The following is a 20,424-nucleotide window of genomic DNA, read 5'->3' as shown; positions in this document are numbered from 1 at the left end:
AAAAAGAGGAGCATAAAACATGAGCGAACAATGTCCAATTAATGTACCATGTCAGGTAGCGGGACAAACCCAAACACCATTAAGTGATGAGACTGCAACACCAATTGTTACTCCAGGAGCACCTATTGTAAAGATTCCAGTTGTATTAGCTGAAAGAACGCTTCAAATTGTTGTAGAGTCCGATATTTCATTAGAGCCTCCAGCAGTCGAAATTAAACGCATCTTAAAAAACGTATTTTTAACACAATGTAAGTTAGTGCCTGTAGCATTCGTACCAGTACCAGGTACACCTTACCGACGAGTTACAAGAGCGAAATTATTTGTACAAGGCTATATTCGTAAAAATATTGAATATGCAAATGACGAGTGTAATGGAGTTCTATATGATCGTATTGCAAATGTTCCATTTTCTGGTTTTGCAGATCTGACAGAAGGTGATTTTCTATCATTAGCTTTAGTAGCTTCTTCTTCGGACACTACTTCTCATTTTATAAATCCTAAAAACGGTGATTTACCACGTCTAGACAAATATTTCTTTGAAAATGCAGTTTTTTATAACGAACAACCATATTGTGAATTAGTAAGCGCTCAATTTTTTGAATTAGACTTTTCACCTTGTCCTACAAACCTAAACGAACCATTTGATACGCTTCGTGAAAAAATTGTACTAGATCTTACTTTAAAAGTTTTACAAGTACAACAAGTACAAGTAGCACTATAAAAATAAAAAGAAATTGTCTTTGTTAAAAAGACAATTTCTTTTTTATTTTTATACAACATATATAATGATGAAATGGTCACATACAAAAAACAAATTTTTTGAATTTCATCAGACGGGGGGATGGTGATGAAAAATCCATGGATTGGTAAGGGGATATGGGATGAAATTTACAAGTATAAAAAACTGAATATACAAGATAATTTACACGAAAAAAGAGGGGGAAAAGAAGAAATACCACCTGAATTAAAGGGAGAATATGTAGCATCAAAATTAGAGAAAGAAGGTAAAGCGTCTGGATCACAAATAGGGCCTTTAATACGCTCACTGGTGGTCAAAACTCCATTTTCTATTTTTTCAGAAGTAACTAGTTTTAAAATATTTCCAAAAATAAATGTTAAAAATCAAGAAGCATTTGTATTTAGGGATGAAAAAGGTGTAGAAGGGCGTGAATTAGATTGTAAGTTATTAACTACAGTGCAACAATATCATTCGGATAGTTATTGTAAATTAGTTTCTTTAAATCTTCATGAGAAGAGAATTCATTTTGAATTATATAACCAAAAAAATAAAGGGAATAAAGAAGAGAATAAGGTAGAGGCATCTTCATGGATTCCTATTCACAGTATAATATTAGAGAGTGAAAATGGGGAAGACGTAAATAATTTTATTACAGCGAAACTACCAATAGAATTAGGAAGATATAAAGGTGAAATTAGTTTACGAGAAAAGGTTGTATTTAAAGAAAAAGTCATAGGAATAAAAGAGGTTGAACAGGAGGTTATTTTGACAAAAACCGAATTTTTAATACCAAAGGTAAAAAAGAATGGGCAAAATACACTTACAGTTGAAAAAGGGAGCTTATTGGTAGAAGGGTATATATATCAATGTATTGAATACATATCAGAACAAAGTACACTTCATGATAATGAGCATCAGTTAATACAAAATATTGTATTGGAGTTAATCATTCAAGTAATACAAGAACAAGAAGTACAAGTGCGAATTAAATAAAAATAATTATATTCCCTCGATTAGCTCATTATTTTTATTCGTAGTGTATCGATGGGTATTCTTTTGTAAATCATTCAGTGCTGCAAACTATTTGTTAAATGGTTTATCCTTGATAAATTCAATTTTACATTGTTACTAAATTGTATGAATCTCCTCTGGTTTAAGTTTTAAAAAAGTGCTAACAAGTTTGCAAACAATCTTGCTAACACTTATACAGAATAGACATAAATTATCGCTGATATGTCGTTTTTAAAAATAGTCTTAATCAGTTAAATCACACTTATACGAAATGCTCATAAAAACCGTCTTAATATCAAGAATATAACATGTTAGGTCAAACAAACCTTGATATAACAATGTTTGTTTAACTTGCATTTATAAAATATTTACATTTTATAAATGCAAGTTATCCAAATCAACGTAATTATAAACATAAACATGATTAACACCAATCGTTTTACGTGACATTCGTATATTTTAAGTCTTTGATAAATAATACAATTTAAATTTTGCAGATCAGTAGAATGAGGAAATATGCTTAGAGTATTAGCGAAACCCAACCCTAATCAATTCTTCATCATTTATTTCAATTACGAAGCTATATTCTTTGTCTAATAGCCAGTAATAAAAACTGACTGCATCAACGTCAACTAGTGATTGGAATACTTTATCAAGATTTGTACTTACTACAGGGATTTCATAGTTATCCCATATTATAAAAATCTGTTCATCAAAATCTAGTTGGTTTGCTCTAATAAGGGAAATTAGTTGTTCTTTGTTCGAAGCTATGAATTGATTATCTATCTGTTCCCAATCTATTCTTCCCGAGATAGTTATAGGAAATGAATTCATTAAAATAGTAGCAATCTGCTGGCTTTTTTCTTGGGAGAAAATGAGAGTTTCGTTTCCTAGGGATTCAAGGCATTCACTAAACAAAGGGTTTGTGTCATTGTTGTTTTTGGTTTTCAGTGCTCTTAACTTTTGTCGCAATTTCCATTGTCTTGACGGTCTATCATCCATTTTTAACATTCCTTATACAATTATTTAAGAATGAGTATAGCATATAAGGGAAGTCTTTATGAAAAGGAACTTTTTAAATATAAATTAAACAAAAGCGTTATTTGAAAAAAGGGCCTTTTACGGAAAGATAGGAGACCATCAAAAAATATAACAACATGAAAATTTTATATTATGTATATACAATTTGAAAAGTTGGTGGAAATAATAAAATGTATAAAATTCTTATAAAAAAAGCCCTAGGATTAGGGAATCTAGGGCTTCCTCTGTTGGTATATCTCACACGACATTATAAAAAGAAAAGGACTTAATGAAGATAACACATGCATGTTTCGTAAATGTATCAAAAAAGTGAACAAAAGCGTTATTTTAAGGACCATGATATATCATCAAGGGCTTTATAAATATAACTATACATTCGGTAAAAGAGATATTTCGGATTGTATTTTTGTTTCCAGTTCATAATAATCACCCCTCATACAAACAGTTTAATTATATTGTACAGTTATTAATGTGAATGTTAAGAAAAATTGATATGAATTAAGGTGAATTTAAACAAAATAGTTATTGTAATTAAAAAGCAGTTAACTTTTGAAGTGAACCCGAATAGTGGTACATGAAAAAAACACCTCCTGAATTCGCATACTTAGTATGCGAATTCACTGGAGGTGTTTTTGGTTTGAAGACAAGAGTTCATTACCCAGAAGAAATAAAGTGGAAAGTGGTTGAAATGAAAAAGGATGGATATTCCAATCGGACAATTATGGAGAATTTTGGAATTAAAAATGTTTCCCAAATTAAGACGTGGATGAAGTGGTATCGTACCGGTCAAACGTACCATTTTCAACAACCTGTAGGAAAACAATATTCTTATGGAAAAGGGCCAAAAGCGTTAAATGAATTGGAACAGCTACGGTTAGAAAATAAACAGTTAAAAACAAAATTACTGATATGGGGAAAGTATCTGGAAATCGAAAGAAGTTGAACCCGGAAACTGTAGTTACTTTATGGACCGATTAAAAAAAACTAACGGTAAAAGAATTGTGTAATGTATTAGAATTACCCCGGTCTACATTTTATCGTTGGTTATAACGAACAGTGGACCTAAGGGATAGAAGAGAAAATAAAGGATGTTTGTCTTCGGCATAAATTACGATATGGATATCGAAGAGTGACCGCAACTCTTCGGAAAATGGGGCTGTGTGTAAATCATAAAAAAGTATTATGAATCATGAGGCAAAATCAGATTCTCTCAAAAGTTGGTCGAAAGAAAAAGAAATATATCAGTGGTGCGGAGCCAGTAGTAGCCCCTCATCGATTGGAACGCCAATTCGATGCATCCGCACCAAATGAAAGGTGGTTTAGGTGTTTTGATAGGTGTCCCGTTTTCGGGGTTCACTTCAAAATGTAGGAGTTTTTTCTTTGTTTGAAAGTCCAAAAAGATATATAATAATTTTCTGACTATTAATTCATGGAGGGGTATTAATGAAAACTGAAACGTTACACACACAAGAAGACATATTAAAAATGCTTGATTCATTATTAAGACCTGCAGAACCATTTTGGAATGAGTTTTATGAGAATAGAGAAAAGGATGTTCCGTTTTTTGAAAATGTTCCAGATGAGAATCTAGTTTCGTATATACAAAAAGAGAGAGTTTCAAAAGGGAAGGTATTAGAACTTGGATGTGGTCCAGGTAGAAATGCCATTTATTTAGCGACTCAAGGATTTGATGTAACAGCAGTGGATTTATCTGTAGAAGGCATTAACTGGGCAAAAGAGAGGGCATTGGCAAAAGGGGTAGCAATTCATTTTATTTGTGATTCAATTTTTAATTTAGAGGTTCAAAACGAATTTGATTTTGTATATGATTCGGGCTGTTTGCATCACATTCCACCGCATAGAAGAATAAATTATGTGGATTTAATTAAAAACTCATTAAAATCGAGTGGTTATTTTGGATTAACATGTTTTGCGGCAGGCGATTTAGATGAGCGAAATGGATCAGAAATAACAGATTGGGACGTATATAGAGAATGGAGTCTACAAGGTGGTCTTGCATACTCGGAAGAAAAGTTAAGAGAGATATTTAAAGAATTTGAGGTAATTGAGATTAGAAGGATGAAACAAATAAAACAACCGAATGAAATGTTTGGAGAATCATTTCTTTGGACAGCATTATTTAAGAAGAAATAAGAAAGTAGATAATTGACAAACTCATCGTTTTTATAGACAATACACTTATAGGAATGTACGTTCGGTTTTTGGACGACTTATGTTTTACATAAATATATAACAAGGGGCTGTCTCCATATGAGTAACACAAATCAAAAAATTACTACGTTTTTAATGTTTGAAGGCAAAGCTGAGGAAGCAATGAATTTTTATACGTCGCTATTTGATCAATCGGAAATTGTAAGTATTTCTCGCTACGATGAAAATGGACCTGGTAAAGAGGGAACTGTAATTCATGCAACTTTTACGCTAAATGGCCAAGAGTTTATGTGTATTGATAGTTATGTAAATCATAATTTTACATTCACTCCAGCTATGTCTCTTTATGTAACTTGTGAGACAGAAGAAGAAATTGAAACGGTCTTTCATAAATTAGCGCAGGATGGAGCAATTCTCATGCCTTTAGGTTCTTATCCGTTTAGTAAAAAGTTTGGCTGGTTAAATGATAAGTATGGTGTATCTTGGCAGTTAACTCTTGCTGAATAAAAAAGAAAAAGCATAGCTTATTTGTTTAATGGATTTAGTTAAAAGCTTGAAAAATTAAATAACATAAAAAAGCGTTCCAACTGTCAACAGATTTGGAATGCTTTTTTTATGTGGAAGTGAGTTGTTTAAAAGTTAACAATTCTATGATTAGTTTAAATGAATGGAATAGATGTGTAATTTTTTGTCTTTTTAGAATTTTTTAGTAATTTTTGCATTTATCTGTTAATATAAATATAGACAACTATGTATGAACTATCAGGCGGGTTAATAGAAAAAGGAAAGCATAAATAGTTAATAAGTTTACACTTAAAATCCAACTAGATCGTTAGGAGGACTAATCGCAATGGATATTACACAACAAAACAGTAATGCATGGGATAAGAAGGTTGAAGAAGGTTCTAGATACACGCAGCCTGTAAGTAGCGAGGTTATTGAGAAAAGCAAATCAGGTGAATGGGAGATTACAGTCACTACGGAAAAATCAGTTCCTAGAGAGTGGTTTCCAAAGTCATTAGATGGATTAAAGATACTTTGCTTAGCATCAGGTGGCGGACAACAAGCACCAGTTCTAGCTGCTGCTGGAGCAGATGTAACAGTTACTGATATATCTAAGAAGCAATTGGAACAAGATGAAAAGGTAGCAAAACGGGATGGTTTGACTTTAAAAACCGTACAAGGAGATATGTCAGACCTTGGTGATTTTGAGGATGAATATTTTGATATTGTTATAAATCCTGTTTCTAATTTGTTTGTAAAAGATGTTCATCTTGTATGGAATGAAGTTTCTAGGGTTTTAAAGAATAAAGGTATTCTTATTGCTGGATTTACAAATCCGTTACTATGGATCTTTGATGATAACCAAGAACAAAAAGGTATTCTTGATGTTAAACATTCAATTCCTTCATCAACATTGGATTATTTACCAGAGGATGAAGTTCAAGATTACATCGATTCAAATCAAACAATAGAATATGCGCATACTTTAGAAGACCAAATTCAAGGCCAAATTGAAGCTGGTTTTGCTATAACAGGTTTTTATGAGGATGATTTTGGTGGGACAAGGATATTAGATAAGCATATTAAAACATTTATTGCGACAAAAGCTATAAAGTTAAAGATGGATTAAGAATTTTTGCTTGTCATACGGGGCGTTAGTCGAAGAATGCTCTTAAAATAGAAAAGGATGGTGCTTTCCATCCTTTTCCTTATGTATTTTGAGTGTCGAAACTATTCTCAAAACAAGTTTTACACTACCAATTGTATAATTAGGTTATGCTTTTATATTAAGAATTTTGCTGACCGAATCTTTTCCCGAGTTTAGCTAACAATTCAGGTTGATCGCTTTGGCTCATTATAATTTCAATAAAGATAAGTTGATTCTTATAAAAAGTTATATTTGTTAAGACTTCTGCTAATTCTGCTTCATTTTCTACTTTAAATGTTAGACTTTTTTCTTCTGACCCAAATACCATTGATAGTTTATTGTAATCCCACATTTGTATATCATTATAAGGTTGGTTTTGGCCGTGAATGGCACGTTCAACAGTGTATCCGTTGTTATTGATTAAAAATATAATCGGTTTTAAATTTTGACGTAGTATAGTTGATAACTCTTGGGCAGTTACTTGGAAAGAACCATCACCAATAATTAAAATGTTGCGCCGTGCTAAATTGGCGAGCTGTGTACCAAGTAGAGCGGGCAATGTATATCCGATAGATCCCCATAACGGTTGTCCTACATATGCAGTGTTTTTAGGTAGAGGGATAGCAGCACTACCAAAGAAAGGTGTTCCTTGTTCTACAATTAAGATGTCGTTTTCTTGTAAGAAATGGTACATTTGCTGCCAAAAACGTTTTTGTGTGACCATTTGTGCTTTTGGAATGAACTCTTCAGTAAAAGGTGATGATTCTAAAATAAATGGCTTAACGTCAAGGGTATCTTTATTACGATGCTCAATTGAATCACTTAAATGTTGTAAAACATCCTGCATTACAACTGGACCGTATTTTTTATCTATAATTTTCACAGTGTAGGGATGGATTTCTATAACTTGTTCTTTTGTAAAACCTTGTGTGAAGCCGCCTGTAATAGTATCAGTTAACTTCACACCAATACTAATAATACAATCAGATTCATCAATTCTTTTTCTCAAGTACGGAGAACTTACATCACCAGTATAAATCCCTATAAATTGAGGGTGTTTTTCTGGGAATATTCCTTTTCCCATACTTAACGTCGCGATGGGAAACCCAGTTTTTTCTACAAATTGATGTAAATTTTCTTTAGCGTGAAATCGATCTACTTCAAAATCAGCTAAAATTACAGGTTTTTTGGCGTTATTTATTATTGAAGTGGCATGTAGTAGCATTTTATCCAACGCTTCTTTATTACTTAAAATCGGTTTATATAAAATTGGTTCTGTAGGTTTATTAATTGGTTTATTATATACATCAATCGGCAAATTAATATGAACCGGGCGTTTTTCATTCCAACATGCACGTAAAACACGGTCAATTTCCTCAGCAGCATGCTCAGGTTTTACATTTGTTTGTGCCACAGTGATTTCTCGATACATATTGGAAAAGTGATCGAACTTTCCATCTCCTAACGTATGATGGACGATTGCTCCATTTTCCATTACTTTTGTTGGTGGCGTACCCGTGATTTTTATAACTGGCACGTTTTCCGCATATGAGCCAGCAATACCGTTAATAGCGCTTAATTCTCCAACTCCGAAAGTAGTAATAAGAGCAGCGATTCCTTTTATGCGAGCGTACCCATCTGCTGCATATGCAGCATTTAATTCGTTACAATTGCCAATCCACTTTAAATTTTCATGTGCAACCACATCATCTAAAAAGGCAAGATTATAATCACCAGGAACCCCAAATATATGTTCAATTCCTAATTCATGTAGTCTATCCAATAAATATGTACTTACAGTATATTGTTTTTTCAAATGAATCATCTCCTAATTATGCAATGAATGTTTCAATAGACTAAATAAGTTCTAATGCGTTGATTAAAATATTCATTACTAGATTGTGGTATAATTTACATACAGGGGGAAAGTAGATGACACAACATAAAGAAGAACAGATGAATGAGGCATTAGCATTATTTTATTTTGCATATAAAACATTTACTGAAAAGCCAGATGAAATTATAAAAGAATATGGCATTCAACGAGTACATCATCGAATTTTATTTTTTATCGCACGTTTTCCAGGGATAAGTGTAAATGAGTTATTATCACTATTAGAAATAAGTAAACAAGCTCTCCACGGACCGCTACGTCAACTTGTGGAAAAGGGCTTAATTGAGAGTAATGAAGCTATGCATGATCGACGTGTGAAACAGTTGTCTTTAACAGAAAAAGGTACAGATTTAGAGAAAAAACTGAGTGATGTACAAAGACAACAAATGGGTGCTATTTTTTCAAAATTTGGTGAATCATGTGAGGACAATTGGCACCAAGTTATGAATGAAATGGCAAATAGCCGATCAGGTTTTGATGCTTGGATAACGAAACGTGAACTACCAGTCGATCAAAAATAATGAAAAAACTTCTGTTTTTATCGTTTGAAAAAGAACAAATTTTATCCATACATTTGGCAACTATGATTTGGTCATAGAGTGAATGGATAAAAAGATACATTACTAGATACTTTATACGTGTACGCAATGGAACAATAAAATTCACATTTCCGAAAGGGGAATTATAATGATAAAACTTGTACTTATTCGTCACGGACAAAGCTTATGGAATCTTGAAAATCGCTTTACTGGATGGACAGATGTTGATCTATCAGAGAATGGATTAAGTGAAGCGAGAGAAGCAGGAGCAATATTAAAGACAAACGGATATACTTTTGATGTGGCTTATACATCTGTATTAAAACGCGCAATTCGGACGTTATGGATTGTACTTCATGAGATGGATCTTACTTGGGTTCCAATACATAAATCTTGGAAGCTAAATGAAAGACATTATGGTGCATTGCAAGGGCTGAATAAAGATGAAACTGCACAAAAATATGGTGAGGAGCAAGTTCATATTTGGAGAAGAAGTGTTGATGTAAGACCACCGGCTCTTACTGAAGACGATCCTCGATATGAAGCGACCGATCCAAGATATAAAACACTCAAAAAAGGTGAATTTCCATTAACTGAATGTTTAGAGGATACGGAGAAGAGAGTACTTGCTTATTGGCATTCAGAAATTGCGCCGACATTAAAAAGTGGTAATAAAGTAATTATTTCATCACACGGTAACACAATTCGCTCGCTAGTAAAATATTTAGACAACCTTTCAAGTGATGGTGTAGTTTCATTAAATATTCCCACTAGCATTCCGCTTGTTTATGAATTAGACGAAAACTTACGTCCGATTCGTCATTATTATTTAAGTATGGATGGAGAAGTACCTGAAGGGGAAATTCCGAAACATATTTCTTTTTAATACGAAAATTTGAAATGAATGCTTGTCTACATATACAATATAGACTCATGGTAAAGTGAAATTTTAATCAGTGGGGGTCTTACTGCCCACAAATAACAGGATAAAAGACGTGGTACTTTCTAATGTATATGCGATGTAGCTAATTTTAGAAGCTTGTCCACGTCTTTTGTCATAAAGAGAGCAGCTTGCGCATGTAATGATATCGTGAGTAGTTTTTGAATGGAGGGTGATGTGATTAATGATCTCTAACATTCGAATTGGCTTATTTGTTTTAGCGATTGTCTTTGTAGTCCTTGTTTTCTTTTATTGGAAAAATGAGGAGTTGTACGAGGAGAAAAAGCAACGTATTAGAAAGACTTGGTATGGTTTGTTTATCATATCTGTCACCGTGTATTTCATGATAAAAGGAATTGATTTAACCCTCTGGAAAAATCTTTTAATGTTTACTGCAATGGTTATTTTTGTTGATATTGCGTTCATTTTAACACCTAATATTTCTGAAATATGGGGTGCGAAATTTAGCGATATTGGCAAGACAGTTCAATCAATAAAACGATCATTAATTGCATCTAAAGCGAGAGGAGAAATATACACGACAATTATTCAAAATGTTAATCCAGCAGTATTCGGTACGATGGAATGGCATACGGAAGAGGAATATACAAAGAGCTTAAATGCATTTTTAGATTCATATGGGGAAAAGATTGGTGCGAAAATTGTTGTTTTTGAAGCCGCGAAAGAATTAAATACAAACTTTCGTGGTATTCGCTCGCAATTTAGTATTATCGTTCCGTTAGAACATATCGAGCAATTGAATGAGCAGAAAGCGGTGCAAGTAGAAAATGTCGGGATTATACCAGCAAAAATAGTAAGTGACGTTTTCATTGTTATTGATGGAAAGAAAAATAACCTGCAAGATCGGGATTTTGAAAATGTATATAATTTAACAATACATCATAGTTATTTTAGTAAATAAGGACAGAATCTTTTTCTGTCCTTTTCTTCTATACATAAATTAAAAACAAAATCCGACAAAGTTGAATAAAATTGGACAATCATTCCTACACTAGCATGTAGAGGTGATTGTAGTGGTAAAAGATTATGACAATGATTTTTTTAAAGAAGGTAACGAAGATACAACAGATTTCTCTTTAATAAAAGGGGATACGTTGCAGCAAGTAGAAGAATTAGAAGAAGAATTAAAAAGAAAATCATAAGTGTACACTCTTTCTACATTTGCTATATAATATAAATAAAAGGTTGTATCTTTTTGAAAAGGGGGAGAAGAGATGGCTGAAGTCAATGTAGAAAAGTCTTCGTTTTTTAAAGAAAAAAAAGAAGAATCAAATACAGATTTCTCTCTTGTGAAAGGTGCATTAACTCAAAATGTAAATGGATTAGAAAAACTTATAGAGGCGATCCCATATAAGTATATAAAAGAGGGTAATTTAAAAGAGAATGCGTAAAAGCATTCTCTTTTAAATTACATCTTTATGATTTGTTTATCCGCTATTTCTTTTTTTGTTTAAAAATAATTTTATACATATAATATCCAAGAGCTGCAAAAATAAATCCAATAGCAGCACCAACTATTTCTCGCATAAACAATAAGTATAAAGAAGCAATAATTAGGGCAAATAAGATTAAAAGTAGTACATACTTTGAAATAAATTCTAACCCTTTGTACACTAGTAGAATTACACCTGAAAGAACAGTGATGATAGGTAATATCCTATTTTCGAAAAGACCTTCCTTTTTTTTGTTAGAATTCTGATGTTTATTCAATATAAATATACTCCCGTCTTAGAGGATTAATGTTTTATTAGTTTTGCTATTTCATTTTCGAAAAGATTTTTGGTTAAATAGGTTATATCAAAGGAATCATTTATTATATTTTGAGTTAATAGCCATTGAGTGTTTGGTGATTCAATAACAAAGAATCCATTGTCAGAAATAACCTCATTCTTTTCTGTTGTATCTAGACGCATAATAGTGTAAATCGACTGCGTTGTTTTTAAATCCCTTATAAAATTTTCAGCATATAAGGAATTAAATCCATTCTCGATTAACATTGTTTTCCCTTCTTGAATAGACAATGGGAATAACTTTTCGATATTTTGTACGATGTGGTTTGGGAGAGTTCCTACAATGTTACTTTCTTTTTCCTCTTCTTGAAATCCTAGCTGTAATAAATTTTTAGATTCTAAAAATAATCTATCGTCTGAAATCCCTTCGATTTCATGTATAATACCATCTAAACTCTGATATGTAACGTTTGAAGTGTTATCAATATAAATGTTAGCAGTAATCGTTGTTTCGTTTGTAAAATCGACTTTTTGAAGTAATAATGAAAGGTGCGGATTACACATAGTGCTGAATAATTTCTTTATACCCGGTTGTAATTGCATTTCTTTAGTTTGTTGATTAAAGTTTAATAATCCTCTAGCAAATAGGGAATGCGCTGCAGTTAATAATATTTTTTCGACATCTGCTTTCTCTAGTTCATCATAGATAAGACTTAGTAATTCTTTTGCATAAGGTTGATTTTCTATAGAGTTCATTAGAAATGCTAATTCCTCTATGGAAACAATTTGTTTTTTATTCATAGCTCATAAAAAGTCTAATTAGAGACTTTTTTTACCTCATTTCTTCAATTGATTTTTAATTTATTTTAAAAAATTAGTGAAGCTATCTGTAAAACTTGAAATACTCTCTTTAAACTTTTGACGAGGTACAAATTTATCTGCCAATTCATTGAATGCGGTGCCACCTACAGTAGAACCAATAATGCCACCTGCAATTGCACCAACAGCTGTACCAACTGGAGGGAAAATGAATGAGCCAGCTAATGCACCCGCTTCAGCACCCGCTACTCCACCTGCATAAGTTGAAGCTAAATTTCCAACTACCTTTCCTGTAGAATAAACTGTATCCATAGCAATATTAACACCAGCTTGAGAGCCATCATATTTTTTAAAATCACTTTGTATGGCTGATGTTAATGAATTTACTTCACCTAATGTAGTAAGGGTAATGGAAGCTATACCAAAGGGTTTCATATTTTTTATAATATGCTTAGAAATATTAGATTCTTTAATACTATTTTTAGGAAGAGATTTATCTAATTTTCCTAATGATGCAGCGGTTTTTTCTAATGTTGAAAAGTCTTTCAAGGGAATTAATTTATTCCATAATTCTCCCGCCTTACCATTAACCCATTTACGAGTGACGATATCTACTAAATCATTTCTTTTTTTGTTTGGAATAACATTTAATACACCTGCCATTATACCTAATTTAACGGTGGGAGATAATGCGGTCATCAATCCCTTTTTGAGAGAATCGAGTAAACTCCCATTATTTGTGGATAACTCAGCTCCTGTTTCATCATCTACTTTTCTGAATTTTTCGGCTGCCCTTTTTAGTTGAGTTTCAATCTGCTGAAGGTAATGAATATATTTATTCATTACTTGGCTAGATTGTTGAAAATCATAATAAAACTTTTCTTTGGTAGAACCATACCAAATTGATTCAAGATATGAGATATCTTTTCGAAGGTTGGTAAATTGTACTTGTGCTTGTTCTTGAGCACTTTTGAATTTTTCGGCTGAACATTCTAATAATTCTGGAGTCACGATAATATTCAATATGGTTAACCTCCTTGTATGAAAAATTATTTTAACCAAAAATATATTAGATGATAATTCCATTAATTTACTACTTAATAATATCAAATATTATTAAGTAGTAGTAGATTAATGTTGTTAATTTTATGATAATTAACAAAAATAAAAAAGAGATAATGCGAGATAGGAGTTGAAGGTACAACAGATTTCTCTTTAATAAAAGGGGATACGTTGCAGCAAGTAGAAGAATTAGAAGAAGAATTAAAAAGAAAATCATAAGTGTACACTCTTTCTACATTTGCTATATAATATAAATAAAAGGTTGTATCTTTTTGAAAAGGGGGAGAAGAGATGGCTGAAGTCAATGTGCAAAAGTCTTCGTTTTTTAAAGAAAAAAAAGAAGAATCAAATACAGATTTCTCTCTTGTGAAAGGTGCATTAACGGAGAATATAAATCGGTTAGAGAAACTGATGAATAATAGTAGTTCAAAATATATACAGGTGAAAAGAACAAAAGAAAATGCATAGAGCATTTTCTTTTTTTTTTATTTAATAGTAAACTTTTCTCTTATTTTTTCAGGCAAATCTGCTTTCTGAATCTCTTCATAGGACTTTACTTCAATTGATGATATTTCATTTTTATTATTATCATCTTGATCTACATAAAGGCGTAAAAACGCGTCTGCATTTAATTTATGATTGTTTTCTTTTTTTGTACTTCTAAATGTAATTTGTTTTTTGACGCCATCTTCATCATATGCGGGCAGCGTATAGTTTCGTAAGTTTCTACCATCTACCTTTTCGATAGTTCCTTCGCCTTTTATCTGCATGTAATATACATCTTTACCAATTCTATTTAGTGACGCTCTCTCACAGCCAATAGTAAAACTAGAAAATAATAAACATAGTGTAATAATTGCTAAAAACTTTTTCATTTTCTTTATCTCCTTTAATGTGTTTCTTTAAAAAGTATACGGCTATTATTAAATGAGAAAAATCGATATAGATTACAATGCCCTTACAATGTTGTAAGAGTGTTTTACATAAAATGAACAATAAAAGTTAAAAGAAAGGTAAAATAATGAATCATGGTATAATGATAAAAGACTTACATACTATTTTTTCATTTTGAAAGGAGCTTGAAAAATGTATTCTACTTTAGAACAATTAACAAAGCACCCTGTATTTTATCATTTTGCAGAAATTTCAAAGATTCCTAGAGGATCAGGTAATGAAAAGGAAATTAGTGATTATTTAGTGGGCTTTGCAAAAGAGCGTAACTTAGAAGTCATTCAAGATGAAGCATTAAATGTCATTATTAAAAAAGAAGCAACAGCTGGTTATGAAAATGTACCAGCTATTATTATTCAAGGTCATATGGATATGGTTTGCGAAAAAAATCAAGCAACAGCACATGATTTTGAAAAAGATCCAATTGAATTAAGAATCATTGGGGATATGTTATATGCAAATCAAACAACTTTAGGTGCTGATAATGGTATTGCAGTTGCGTATGCATTAGCTTTATTAGATTCAAAAGAAATTACGCATCCAGCACTTGAAGTCGTTATCACTACTGAAGAAGAAACGACAATGGGCGGGGCTTTTGCTATTGATCCAAATCATTTTGAAGGAAAGATATTTATAAATATTGATTCTGAAGAAGATCATAAATTACTTGTAAGTAGTGCAGGTGGTGCGAAAGCTGTTGAAACAATTCCCGTAATTTGGGATGAAACGCCAGCGAATATGGATGCATACCGTCTATATGTTGGTGGTCTAAAAGGCGGACATTCTGGTATGGAAATTGATAAACAACGTGGTAATGCGAACAAAGTATTAGGACGAGTATTACGTGATTTATCAGCACATACGGAGTTTAACATAAGTGAAGTTCACGGCGGATTAAAAACGAATGCAATTCCGCGTGAAAGTGTAGCTACACTTTTAATTCGTACAGAAGATGTAGGACAAGTAGAAGAAAAACTAGAATCATGGACACGTGTATTACAAGAAGAAATGCGTGCTGTTGATCCAGATGTTCATGTTACACTGACAAAATTGGATGAAAAAGTTGAAAAAGTATTTGCTAAAGAGACACAAAAGCAGCTTATTTCATCATTATTCTTAATTCCAAATGGCATTCAAAGTATGAGCATGGATATTAAAGGTCTTGTAGAAAGCTCAACAAATTTAGGCGTTATTGAAACGTTGCAAGATGAAATTAAATTACGTAACGAAGTGCGAAGTTCTGTAAGTAGTTTAAAACAACATGTTGCAGAAGAAATCAAATATATTGCTGAATTAGTTGGTGCTACATTTGAAATAGAGTCAGAGTATCCAGAATGGCCATACAATCCAAACTCACAAATTCGTAATTTATTTGAAAAAGTGCATCAAGAAAAATACAATAAAGAAATTGAAATCTTCGCTGTGCATGCGGGGATTGAGTGTAGCGCATTCGTTCAAAAAATGCCTGAATTAGATGCAATTTCATTCGGACCAGACATTTTTAACGTCCACACTCCAGATGAACATATCAGTATCTCTTCTGTAGTGAATAACTGGGGATTCTTCATTGATGTAATGAAGGGTACAAAAGAATTAGCTAAGTAATAACGACGAAATAAAAAGGAGCCTATAAAAATTTATAGGCTCCTTTTTTGTATTGGAATTTATCCCGCTATTTGCAGAGCAGCCCGATTGGTTTAACTAACAATCAGTGGGGGATGAATAAAACCACTACTGATCAAAGTTTCACTTTATGAGAAGTCATTTTTCGTTAGTATGTAATATTAAGCTTGAACAATTAATAAGGATGAATTGTTGATGTTTTTTAGTACTGATGAAGGGGTGGAGAAATGAAGGGAAGAAAGCATTTTATTGTTTGTATGTTTTTATTGTTCTTCACATTTAGTTTTATTGGTGTTCAGAAAATAATAGCAGAGGAAGTTGAATTTACAGGAACAACAGCTCCATTGAATGTAAATGTTAGAGAGGCAAAAAGTTTGAATGCAAATATTGTAGATGTGATTCCCGGAAATACAACAGTATCTTTTAAAGGATGGGAGTATGGTGAAGCGGTTAAAGATTACTGGACAGGAAATTTAGATAATCGTTGGTTTTATTATTTTAAAGATGGAAAAAAAGTATATGTAACGTCAGCGTATATTAATGGAAATCCTCCAAATACATCAATAGATCGTAAATTATCTGTACCTAACATATTACAAGAAAGATCAAATTGGTGTTGGGCAGGCACTTCGGTTTCAGTTTTAAATTATTTTTGGAAAACTCCTTCACAAGATCAGTACGTTAGGTATGTTAAGGGTGGATCATATAATAATCCTGCAACTTCACGTGAAATACAATATGGATTATCAGGATATGGTGTTAGCTCAGCTATAAGTACTGGAGCAAAATCATATGATTGGTTCAAAAGTCAAATTAATAGTAATCAGCCGATGATTGCACTCATTATGTGGCAAAATGGAGCTAACATCGGACACTTTCTAGTACTTGATGGATTTTATAAAGGGACAAATGGAACAGATTATATAACGTACATGGACCCTTGGTATGGTGATCATTATAATCATAATTTCAGTACGTTCCATAACAATAATAATTTTTGGTGGAGTGAAACTGTTTATAATATCCATGCAAACTAATAATATTAAAAGCGGGGGTTCATAAATGGGAAAACTACTTAAGCTTGTGATACCGTGCATGTGCTTAATGACCGTTATTATTTTCGGTAGTAAAATTAGTTATGCATCAAAAAATAAAAGTGAATCAGTACAATCAATCGCATTAAAAGATTATCAATATAGTAAGGGAAGTTCTTCTGAAAATTTAAGTTTTGAAAAAATAACAACATCTCCATTTTCGTTACCAATCTATGCAACAATTCCAGCACAGCAAATTTTAAATAGCTCTGAATTTAAGAATTTACTATTACCAACAAATGAAAAGCTGTGGTTTATTATGAAGGGTGAGCAGCCAGAAGGACTAATTGTTGCGAATGATATTGAACCGATTCGAACGGGCGGAGAAAATAGAAGTAAAGATTTATATGGATTATATACAGCAATAAAGAATAATACAAATGAAACAAAAGATATTAGTTATTTCGAATTTGAAGGGCAAGGAATATTGGTAGTAAATCAAAATAATGATCAAGAAATATACCTTAGTAAAGGTGCCGCTGCCATATTAAAACTTCCTACTGGTCAAAAAGTATTGAGCAGTGAAGTATTACAGAAAATGAAAGAGAGAATTGCAACTGCTTTTGAATAGTTAAATATAAACTGAATAAACAAATTAATAAATGAACGAATATGTATTTAATATGAAATTTCATGTACTGTATTATTTTCGAAAATAATACAGTACATAGTATAAAAAGGATAACAAAAGAAAAGAGTGTAAGATTTTATGAAAAAATGATGATTATAGTAGAAATAGTTGATTCTTACTTGTTTTGTATAAAGTTCGATTCAAATTACACTTTCCATTTAAAATATTTAAATAATTCAAATGGAAAAGCTTGACCTTCACACTATGTAAAGGTTTACAGTAAGACAGAAAAGGAGGTTAAGAAATGAAAAAAATAACGAATTTGTGTATGAGTGCTATACTAACCACATCTATTTTCAGTGGTTATGCTCTAGGGAAGGGGATTGAGAAAGTTCAGGCGAAGGAAATTGAAAAAACGCAAAGAAAAGATATGAAGAAAGTAGAGGTGCGAAAACAAATAGGAAAGTATACAATGCCAGATGAAAAAAACAAACATGAAGGAACATGGCTACAATGGCCTCATGAATTTACATATGGGCAAAAATATCAGCAAGAAGTAGAGCCAATTTGGATTCAAATGACAAATGCTTTAAGTAAAGGCGAAAAAGTTCATATTGTTGCATATGATCAAGAAGAAAAAGAAAGAATTACTGAGGTTTTAATAGATCACGGGGTAAATATGGAGAAAATTGATTTCTTTATCGCACCTACTGACGATGTATGGGCGAGAGATACTGGACCAATTTTTGTTTATGATAATGACAAAAATCTAAAGATATTAGACCCAGGATTTAACGGATGGGGAAAGAAAACACCATATAAGAAAGATGCTCGTCTTCGTGAGAATCTTAGTAAACAGTTAGGAATTGAAAGAATTGATTGGAATAAATTTGTTCTTGAAGGTGGCGCAATTGAATTAGATTGTAATGGAACTGCTTTACTAACTAGAAGTGCTGTAACGAATAAAAATAGAAATGCAAAATTGTCAGAAAAAGATATTGAAAAATATATTAGTGACCTTGGGGTAACAAATTTTATTTGGTTAGATGGAGTACCTAACTTAGATATTACTGATTTTCATATTGATGGATTTGCAAAATTCCACGATAAATCTACTATTATAACATTAAACAAAAAAGATTTAGCTGAATGGGGAACGTCTGATAAAGATATTAACAAGTTGTTGCAGGCAAAAGATGCTGAGGGGAATAAGTACAAGTATGTATATCTGCCGCTAAGCAAGAATAATGTTACATTAGAAAATGGGAAGCAGCTTGATTATAAAGGTTCATATATTAATTATTATATAGCGAATCAAGTTATCTTAGTTCCTAACTATAATGATCCTAATGATAAAATAGCAAATGAGATGATTCAAAAACTTTATCCTGATCGTAAAGTTGTGGGGATTGATGTAAGAGAGCTTTATAAAAATGGTGGTATGATACATTGTATTACTCAACAACAACCAATTAATTTAAAATAATATATTTATAGTGTTCAGTGGAGTTTTCTATTTCTTATGAAAACCTGTTTACCTATTTTATTGTAATTTTTATGAGTTAAGTATACCTTTCCTATAAACTGAAGAAACCCACCCTTTTTGAAAAAAGCTTAATCAAAATGGATGGATTTTCTACATTAAAAGCTATACTTGCTGTTGAAGAAGAAACATTGTCTAAAGGTATGTTTTTACCTTTTAAAAGTCGTTTGAATCCCTTCAATAAAACATCCAAAGAGTCCTCTATTATTGGGGTTTTAAAAGTTTCTGGTACAATCATTCTTACTAAAATATCTAAATACAATCTATATTTTTTCTTTTAGCAATCCATACATGCCCATCACCTTCAGAATTATCTTAAATAATAAAAGTTCAGCGACTTTTCTGTTTTTATTTGTAAATGAACACATTATACTTGGCCAATTATTGTGCAACCTTTTCGAATAAATGATTTTCTTTATTTGAAAATAAGGGTGCATCTATAAAACCATAATGATAAACTAAAATACCTAATTCCACTCTAGAATTAATATGCCATTTTTCTTTAATATGATTAATTATCGTTGAAATTCTTCGAGGGGTAACATATATTTTTTTTGAAATTTCTACATCTGTAAATCCTTTTGCTACATAAATAGCCACTTCTAACTCTCTTTCGGTCAACATTCTTTTCATAAAATACGCTCCTTCGAAATTATCTATATAAAAATCAAAAGAAACTATTAAAAGAAATAAAGGTGAAAAACCATATTTATTTTAATCTGGCTATTTGCGGGTAGTAAGACTCCCACCTCAAAATTTAGATGTGGCAAAGAAGTCGGACTCCCTGTAAAAGCCTATCTGGAGTGGACTAATAATCAGTGATGATGAATAAAACTCCCATTGATTATTAGTGAACCATATTTTAATAATTTCTCGTATTGTGATACAAGTTTGTAAAAGAAACTATAAATCCATATAATTAGTAATTGTAACTATATTAATTTTACATTACATTAAAAGTTGGAAAATATTCTTATACTCATAAAGTGTTACATTTGAGGGAGGAAAGATGGAATTCTACAA

At 31.8% G+C, this 20,424-nt stretch carries 22 protein-coding genes and 1 pseudogene; 16 read left to right on the top strand and 7 right to left on the bottom strand.

What is annotated here, in order from left to right:
- Nucleotides 1-19 precede the first annotated feature (19 nt).
- Both ACO6VI_RS28185 and ACO6VI_RS28180 read left to right on the top strand, forming a co-directional pair.
- Complete coding sequence (locus ACO6VI_RS28185; protein WP_001294982.1) at nucleotides 20-721, top strand: CsxC family protein; 702 nt, start codon at nucleotides 20-22, stop codon at nucleotides 719-721.
- A gap of 126 nt (nucleotides 722-847) precedes the next feature.
- A complete protein-coding gene (locus ACO6VI_RS28180; protein ID WP_063547280.1) occupies nucleotides 848-1,732 on the top strand; it encodes a BC_2427 family protein in 885 nt (294 codons plus the stop codon).
- 546 nt (nucleotides 1,733-2,278) lie between these two features.
- On the opposite strand, the gene ACO6VI_RS28175 is transcribed toward ACO6VI_RS28180, so the two are convergent.
- Nucleotides 2,279-2,752, bottom strand: coding sequence for a hypothetical protein (locus ACO6VI_RS28175; protein WP_000342709.1), 474 nt, complete (start codon nucleotides 2,750-2,752; stop codon nucleotides 2,279-2,281).
- Between the two features lie 676 nt (nucleotides 2,753-3,428).
- Here ACO6VI_RS28175 and ACO6VI_RS28170 point away from each other — a divergent pair.
- The 4 genes and pseudogenes from ACO6VI_RS28170 to ACO6VI_RS28155 all read left to right on the top strand — a co-directional run.
- Nucleotides 3,429-4,112: pseudogene (locus ACO6VI_RS28170) on the top strand (IS3 family transposase); the annotation flags it as partial.
- 122 nt (nucleotides 4,113-4,234) lie between these two features.
- Nucleotides 4,235-4,945 carry a class I SAM-dependent methyltransferase gene (locus ACO6VI_RS28165; protein WP_063547281.1) on the top strand — a complete coding sequence of 237 codons (711 nt, stop codon included), beginning with the start codon at nucleotides 4,235-4,237 and terminating at the stop codon, nucleotides 4,943-4,945.
- A 117-nt stretch (nucleotides 4,946-5,062) separates the two neighbouring features.
- Nucleotides 5,063-5,470: a VOC family protein gene (locus ACO6VI_RS28160; protein WP_000072495.1), complete on the top strand. Its 408-nt coding sequence runs from the start codon at nucleotides 5,063-5,065 to the stop codon at nucleotides 5,468-5,470.
- 343 nt (nucleotides 5,471-5,813) lie between these two features.
- Nucleotides 5,814-6,596: a class I SAM-dependent methyltransferase gene (locus ACO6VI_RS28155; RefSeq protein ID WP_063547282.1), complete on the top strand. Its 783-nt coding sequence runs from the start codon at nucleotides 5,814-5,816 to the stop codon at nucleotides 6,594-6,596.
- A gap of 157 nt (nucleotides 6,597-6,753) precedes the next feature.
- On the opposite strand, the gene ACO6VI_RS28150 is transcribed toward ACO6VI_RS28155, so the two are convergent.
- The gene (locus tag ACO6VI_RS28150) at nucleotides 6,754-8,439 is read right to left on the bottom strand and encodes an alpha-keto acid decarboxylase family protein (protein WP_063547283.1); all 1,686 of its coding nucleotides are present in this window, start codon (nucleotides 8,437-8,439) and stop codon (nucleotides 6,754-6,756) included.
- Between the two features lie 107 nt (nucleotides 8,440-8,546).
- Here ACO6VI_RS28150 and ACO6VI_RS28145 point away from each other — a divergent pair, with 107 nt between their 5' ends.
- The 5 genes from ACO6VI_RS28145 to spoIISB (ACO6VI_RS28125) all read left to right on the top strand — a co-directional run bounded on the left by ACO6VI_RS28145 (nucleotide 8,547) and on the right by spoIISB (ACO6VI_RS28125) (nucleotide 11,399).
- The gene (locus ACO6VI_RS28145; protein WP_000191889.1) at nucleotides 8,547-9,029 is read left to right on the top strand and encodes a MarR family winged helix-turn-helix transcriptional regulator; all 483 of its coding nucleotides are present in this window, start codon (nucleotides 8,547-8,549) and stop codon (nucleotides 9,027-9,029) included.
- Nucleotides 9,030-9,195: 166 nt separating this feature from the next.
- Nucleotides 9,196-9,933, top strand: coding sequence for a 2,3-diphosphoglycerate-dependent phosphoglycerate mutase (gene gpmA, locus ACO6VI_RS28140; protein ID WP_063547284.1), 738 nt, complete (start codon nucleotides 9,196-9,198; stop codon nucleotides 9,931-9,933).
- Between the two features lie 238 nt (nucleotides 9,934-10,171).
- On the top strand, nucleotides 10,172-10,909 hold the full coding sequence (locus ACO6VI_RS28135) for a type II toxin-antitoxin system SpoIISA family toxin (protein ID WP_000624977.1): 738 nt from the start codon (nucleotides 10,172-10,174) through the stop codon (nucleotides 10,907-10,909).
- A 112-nt stretch (nucleotides 10,910-11,021) separates the two neighbouring features.
- On the top strand, nucleotides 11,022-11,150 hold the full coding sequence (locus ACO6VI_RS28130; RefSeq protein ID WP_000237819.1) for a hypothetical protein: 129 nt from the start codon (nucleotides 11,022-11,024) through the stop codon (nucleotides 11,148-11,150).
- A gap of 72 nt (nucleotides 11,151-11,222) precedes the next feature.
- Nucleotides 11,223-11,399, top strand: a complete 177-nt coding sequence (gene spoIISB / locus ACO6VI_RS28125; protein ID WP_063547285.1) for a stage II sporulation protein SB — start codon at nucleotides 11,223-11,225, stop codon at nucleotides 11,397-11,399.
- 43 nt (nucleotides 11,400-11,442) lie between these two features.
- Here spoIISB (ACO6VI_RS28125) and ACO6VI_RS28120 read toward each other — a convergent pair whose 3' ends face one another.
- The 3 genes from ACO6VI_RS28120 to ACO6VI_RS28110 are packed head-to-tail and all read right to left on the bottom strand — an operon-like array spanning nucleotide 11,443 to nucleotide 13,580.
- Nucleotides 11,443-11,718: a hypothetical protein gene (locus tag ACO6VI_RS28120; RefSeq protein ID WP_063547286.1), complete on the bottom strand. Its 276-nt coding sequence runs from the start codon at nucleotides 11,716-11,718 to the stop codon at nucleotides 11,443-11,445.
- A 26-nt stretch (nucleotides 11,719-11,744) separates the two neighbouring features.
- Entirely contained in the window at nucleotides 11,745-12,539 is a 795-nt protein-coding gene (locus ACO6VI_RS28115; protein ID WP_176328690.1) for a hypothetical protein, read from the bottom strand.
- 60 nt (nucleotides 12,540-12,599) lie between these two features.
- On the bottom strand, nucleotides 12,600-13,580 hold the full coding sequence (locus ACO6VI_RS28110) for a WXG100 family type VII secretion target (protein ID WP_063547287.1): 981 nt from the start codon (nucleotides 13,578-13,580) through the stop codon (nucleotides 12,600-12,602).
- Between the two features lie 330 nt (nucleotides 13,581-13,910).
- Here ACO6VI_RS28110 and spoIISB (ACO6VI_RS28105) point away from each other — a divergent pair, with 330 nt between their 5' ends.
- A complete protein-coding gene (gene spoIISB / locus ACO6VI_RS28105) occupies nucleotides 13,911-14,087 on the top strand; it encodes a stage II sporulation protein SB (protein ID WP_000852629.1) in 177 nt (58 codons plus the stop codon).
- Between the two features lie 17 nt (nucleotides 14,088-14,104).
- On the opposite strand, the gene ACO6VI_RS28100 is transcribed toward spoIISB (ACO6VI_RS28105), so the two are convergent.
- Nucleotides 14,105-14,494 (bottom strand): YxeA family protein, encoded by a 390-nt coding sequence (locus ACO6VI_RS28100; RefSeq protein ID WP_000713869.1) that lies wholly within the window; start codon nucleotides 14,492-14,494, stop codon nucleotides 14,105-14,107.
- Between the two features lie 211 nt (nucleotides 14,495-14,705).
- On the opposite strand from ACO6VI_RS28100, the gene pepD reads away from it, so the two are divergent.
- The 4 genes from pepD to ACO6VI_RS28080 all read left to right on the top strand — a co-directional run bounded on the left by pepD (nucleotide 14,706) and on the right by ACO6VI_RS28080 (nucleotide 19,344).
- Complete coding sequence (pepD, locus tag ACO6VI_RS28095; protein ID WP_063547288.1) at nucleotides 14,706-16,175, top strand: beta-Ala-His dipeptidase; 1,470 nt, start codon at nucleotides 14,706-14,708, stop codon at nucleotides 16,173-16,175.
- 245 nt (nucleotides 16,176-16,420) lie between these two features.
- A complete protein-coding gene (locus ACO6VI_RS28090; RefSeq protein ID WP_422424685.1) occupies nucleotides 16,421-17,230 on the top strand; it encodes a papain-like cysteine protease family protein in 810 nt (269 codons plus the stop codon).
- A 25-nt stretch (nucleotides 17,231-17,255) separates the two neighbouring features.
- Nucleotides 17,256-17,858, top strand: coding sequence for a hypothetical protein (locus tag ACO6VI_RS28085; RefSeq protein ID WP_161520461.1), 603 nt, complete (start codon nucleotides 17,256-17,258; stop codon nucleotides 17,856-17,858).
- A gap of 304 nt (nucleotides 17,859-18,162) precedes the next feature.
- Complete coding sequence (locus ACO6VI_RS28080) at nucleotides 18,163-19,344, top strand: agmatine deiminase family protein (protein WP_063547291.1); 1,182 nt, start codon at nucleotides 18,163-18,165, stop codon at nucleotides 19,342-19,344.
- Nucleotides 19,345-19,782: 438 nt separating this feature from the next.
- Here ACO6VI_RS28080 and ACO6VI_RS28075 read toward each other — a convergent pair whose 3' ends face one another.
- The gene (locus tag ACO6VI_RS28075) at nucleotides 19,783-20,034 is read right to left on the bottom strand and encodes a response regulator transcription factor (RefSeq protein WP_000827555.1); all 252 of its coding nucleotides are present in this window, start codon (nucleotides 20,032-20,034) and stop codon (nucleotides 19,783-19,785) included.
- Between the last annotated feature and the right edge of the window lie 390 nt (nucleotides 20,035-20,424).

Origin of the sequence: Bacillus sp. PSXD-155 (assembly GCF_049310765.1) — a bacterium.
Taxonomy (GTDB): domain Bacteria; phylum Bacillota; class Bacilli; order Bacillales; family Bacillaceae_G; genus Bacillus_A; species Bacillus_A cereus.
Note: the sequence above shows the minus strand (reverse complement) of the source record. Positions and strands in the feature narration are given on the sequence as shown.

What these genes read in the sequence shown, in the direction of transcription:
- spoIISB (WP_000852629.1), top strand. Translation starts at nt 13,911, where the DNA reads ATGGCTGAAGTCAATGTGCAAAAGTCTTCGTTTTTTAAAGAAAAAAAA.
- ACO6VI_RS28150 (WP_063547283.1), bottom strand. Translation starts at nt 8,439, where the DNA reads ATGATTCATTTGAAAAAACAATATACTGTAAGTACATATTTATTGGAT.
- ACO6VI_RS28145 (WP_000191889.1), top strand. Translation starts at nt 8,547, where the DNA reads ATGACACAACATAAAGAAGAACAGATGAATGAGGCATTAGCATTATTT.
- ACO6VI_RS28100 (WP_000713869.1), bottom strand. Translation starts at nt 14,494, where the DNA reads ATGAAAAAGTTTTTAGCAATTATTACACTATGTTTATTATTTTCTAGT.
- ACO6VI_RS28165 (WP_063547281.1), top strand. Translation starts at nt 4,235, where the DNA reads ATGAAAACTGAAACGTTACACACACAAGAAGACATATTAAAAATGCTT.
- ACO6VI_RS28180 (WP_063547280.1), top strand. Translation starts at nt 848, where the DNA reads ATGAAAAATCCATGGATTGGTAAGGGGATATGGGATGAAATTTACAAG.
- gpmA (WP_063547284.1), top strand. Translation starts at nt 9,196, where the DNA reads ATGATAAAACTTGTACTTATTCGTCACGGACAAAGCTTATGGAATCTT.
- ACO6VI_RS28090 (WP_422424685.1), top strand. Translation starts at nt 16,421, where the DNA reads ATGAAGGGAAGAAAGCATTTTATTGTTTGTATGTTTTTATTGTTCTTC.
- ACO6VI_RS28115 (WP_176328690.1), bottom strand. Translation starts at nt 12,539, where the DNA reads ATGAATAAAAAACAAATTGTTTCCATAGAGGAATTAGCATTTCTAATG.
- ACO6VI_RS28175 (WP_000342709.1), bottom strand. Translation starts at nt 2,752, where the DNA reads ATGGATGATAGACCGTCAAGACAATGGAAATTGCGACAAAAGTTAAGA.
- ACO6VI_RS28075 (WP_000827555.1), bottom strand. Translation starts at nt 20,034, where the DNA reads ATGAAAAGAATGTTGACCGAAAGAGAGTTAGAAGTGGCTATTTATGTA.
- ACO6VI_RS28160 (WP_000072495.1), top strand. Translation starts at nt 5,063, where the DNA reads ATGAGTAACACAAATCAAAAAATTACTACGTTTTTAATGTTTGAAGGC.
- ACO6VI_RS28155 (WP_063547282.1), top strand. Translation starts at nt 5,814, where the DNA reads ATGGATATTACACAACAAAACAGTAATGCATGGGATAAGAAGGTTGAA.
- pepD (WP_063547288.1), top strand. Translation starts at nt 14,706, where the DNA reads ATGTATTCTACTTTAGAACAATTAACAAAGCACCCTGTATTTTATCAT.
- ACO6VI_RS28080 (WP_063547291.1), top strand. Translation starts at nt 18,163, where the DNA reads ATGAAAAAAATAACGAATTTGTGTATGAGTGCTATACTAACCACATCT.
- ACO6VI_RS28085 (WP_161520461.1), top strand. Translation starts at nt 17,256, where the DNA reads ATGGGAAAACTACTTAAGCTTGTGATACCGTGCATGTGCTTAATGACC.
- ACO6VI_RS28185 (WP_001294982.1), top strand. Translation starts at nt 20, where the DNA reads ATGAGCGAACAATGTCCAATTAATGTACCATGTCAGGTAGCGGGACAA.
- ACO6VI_RS28135 (WP_000624977.1), top strand. Translation starts at nt 10,172, where the DNA reads ATGATCTCTAACATTCGAATTGGCTTATTTGTTTTAGCGATTGTCTTT.
- spoIISB (WP_063547285.1), top strand. Translation starts at nt 11,223, where the DNA reads ATGGCTGAAGTCAATGTAGAAAAGTCTTCGTTTTTTAAAGAAAAAAAA.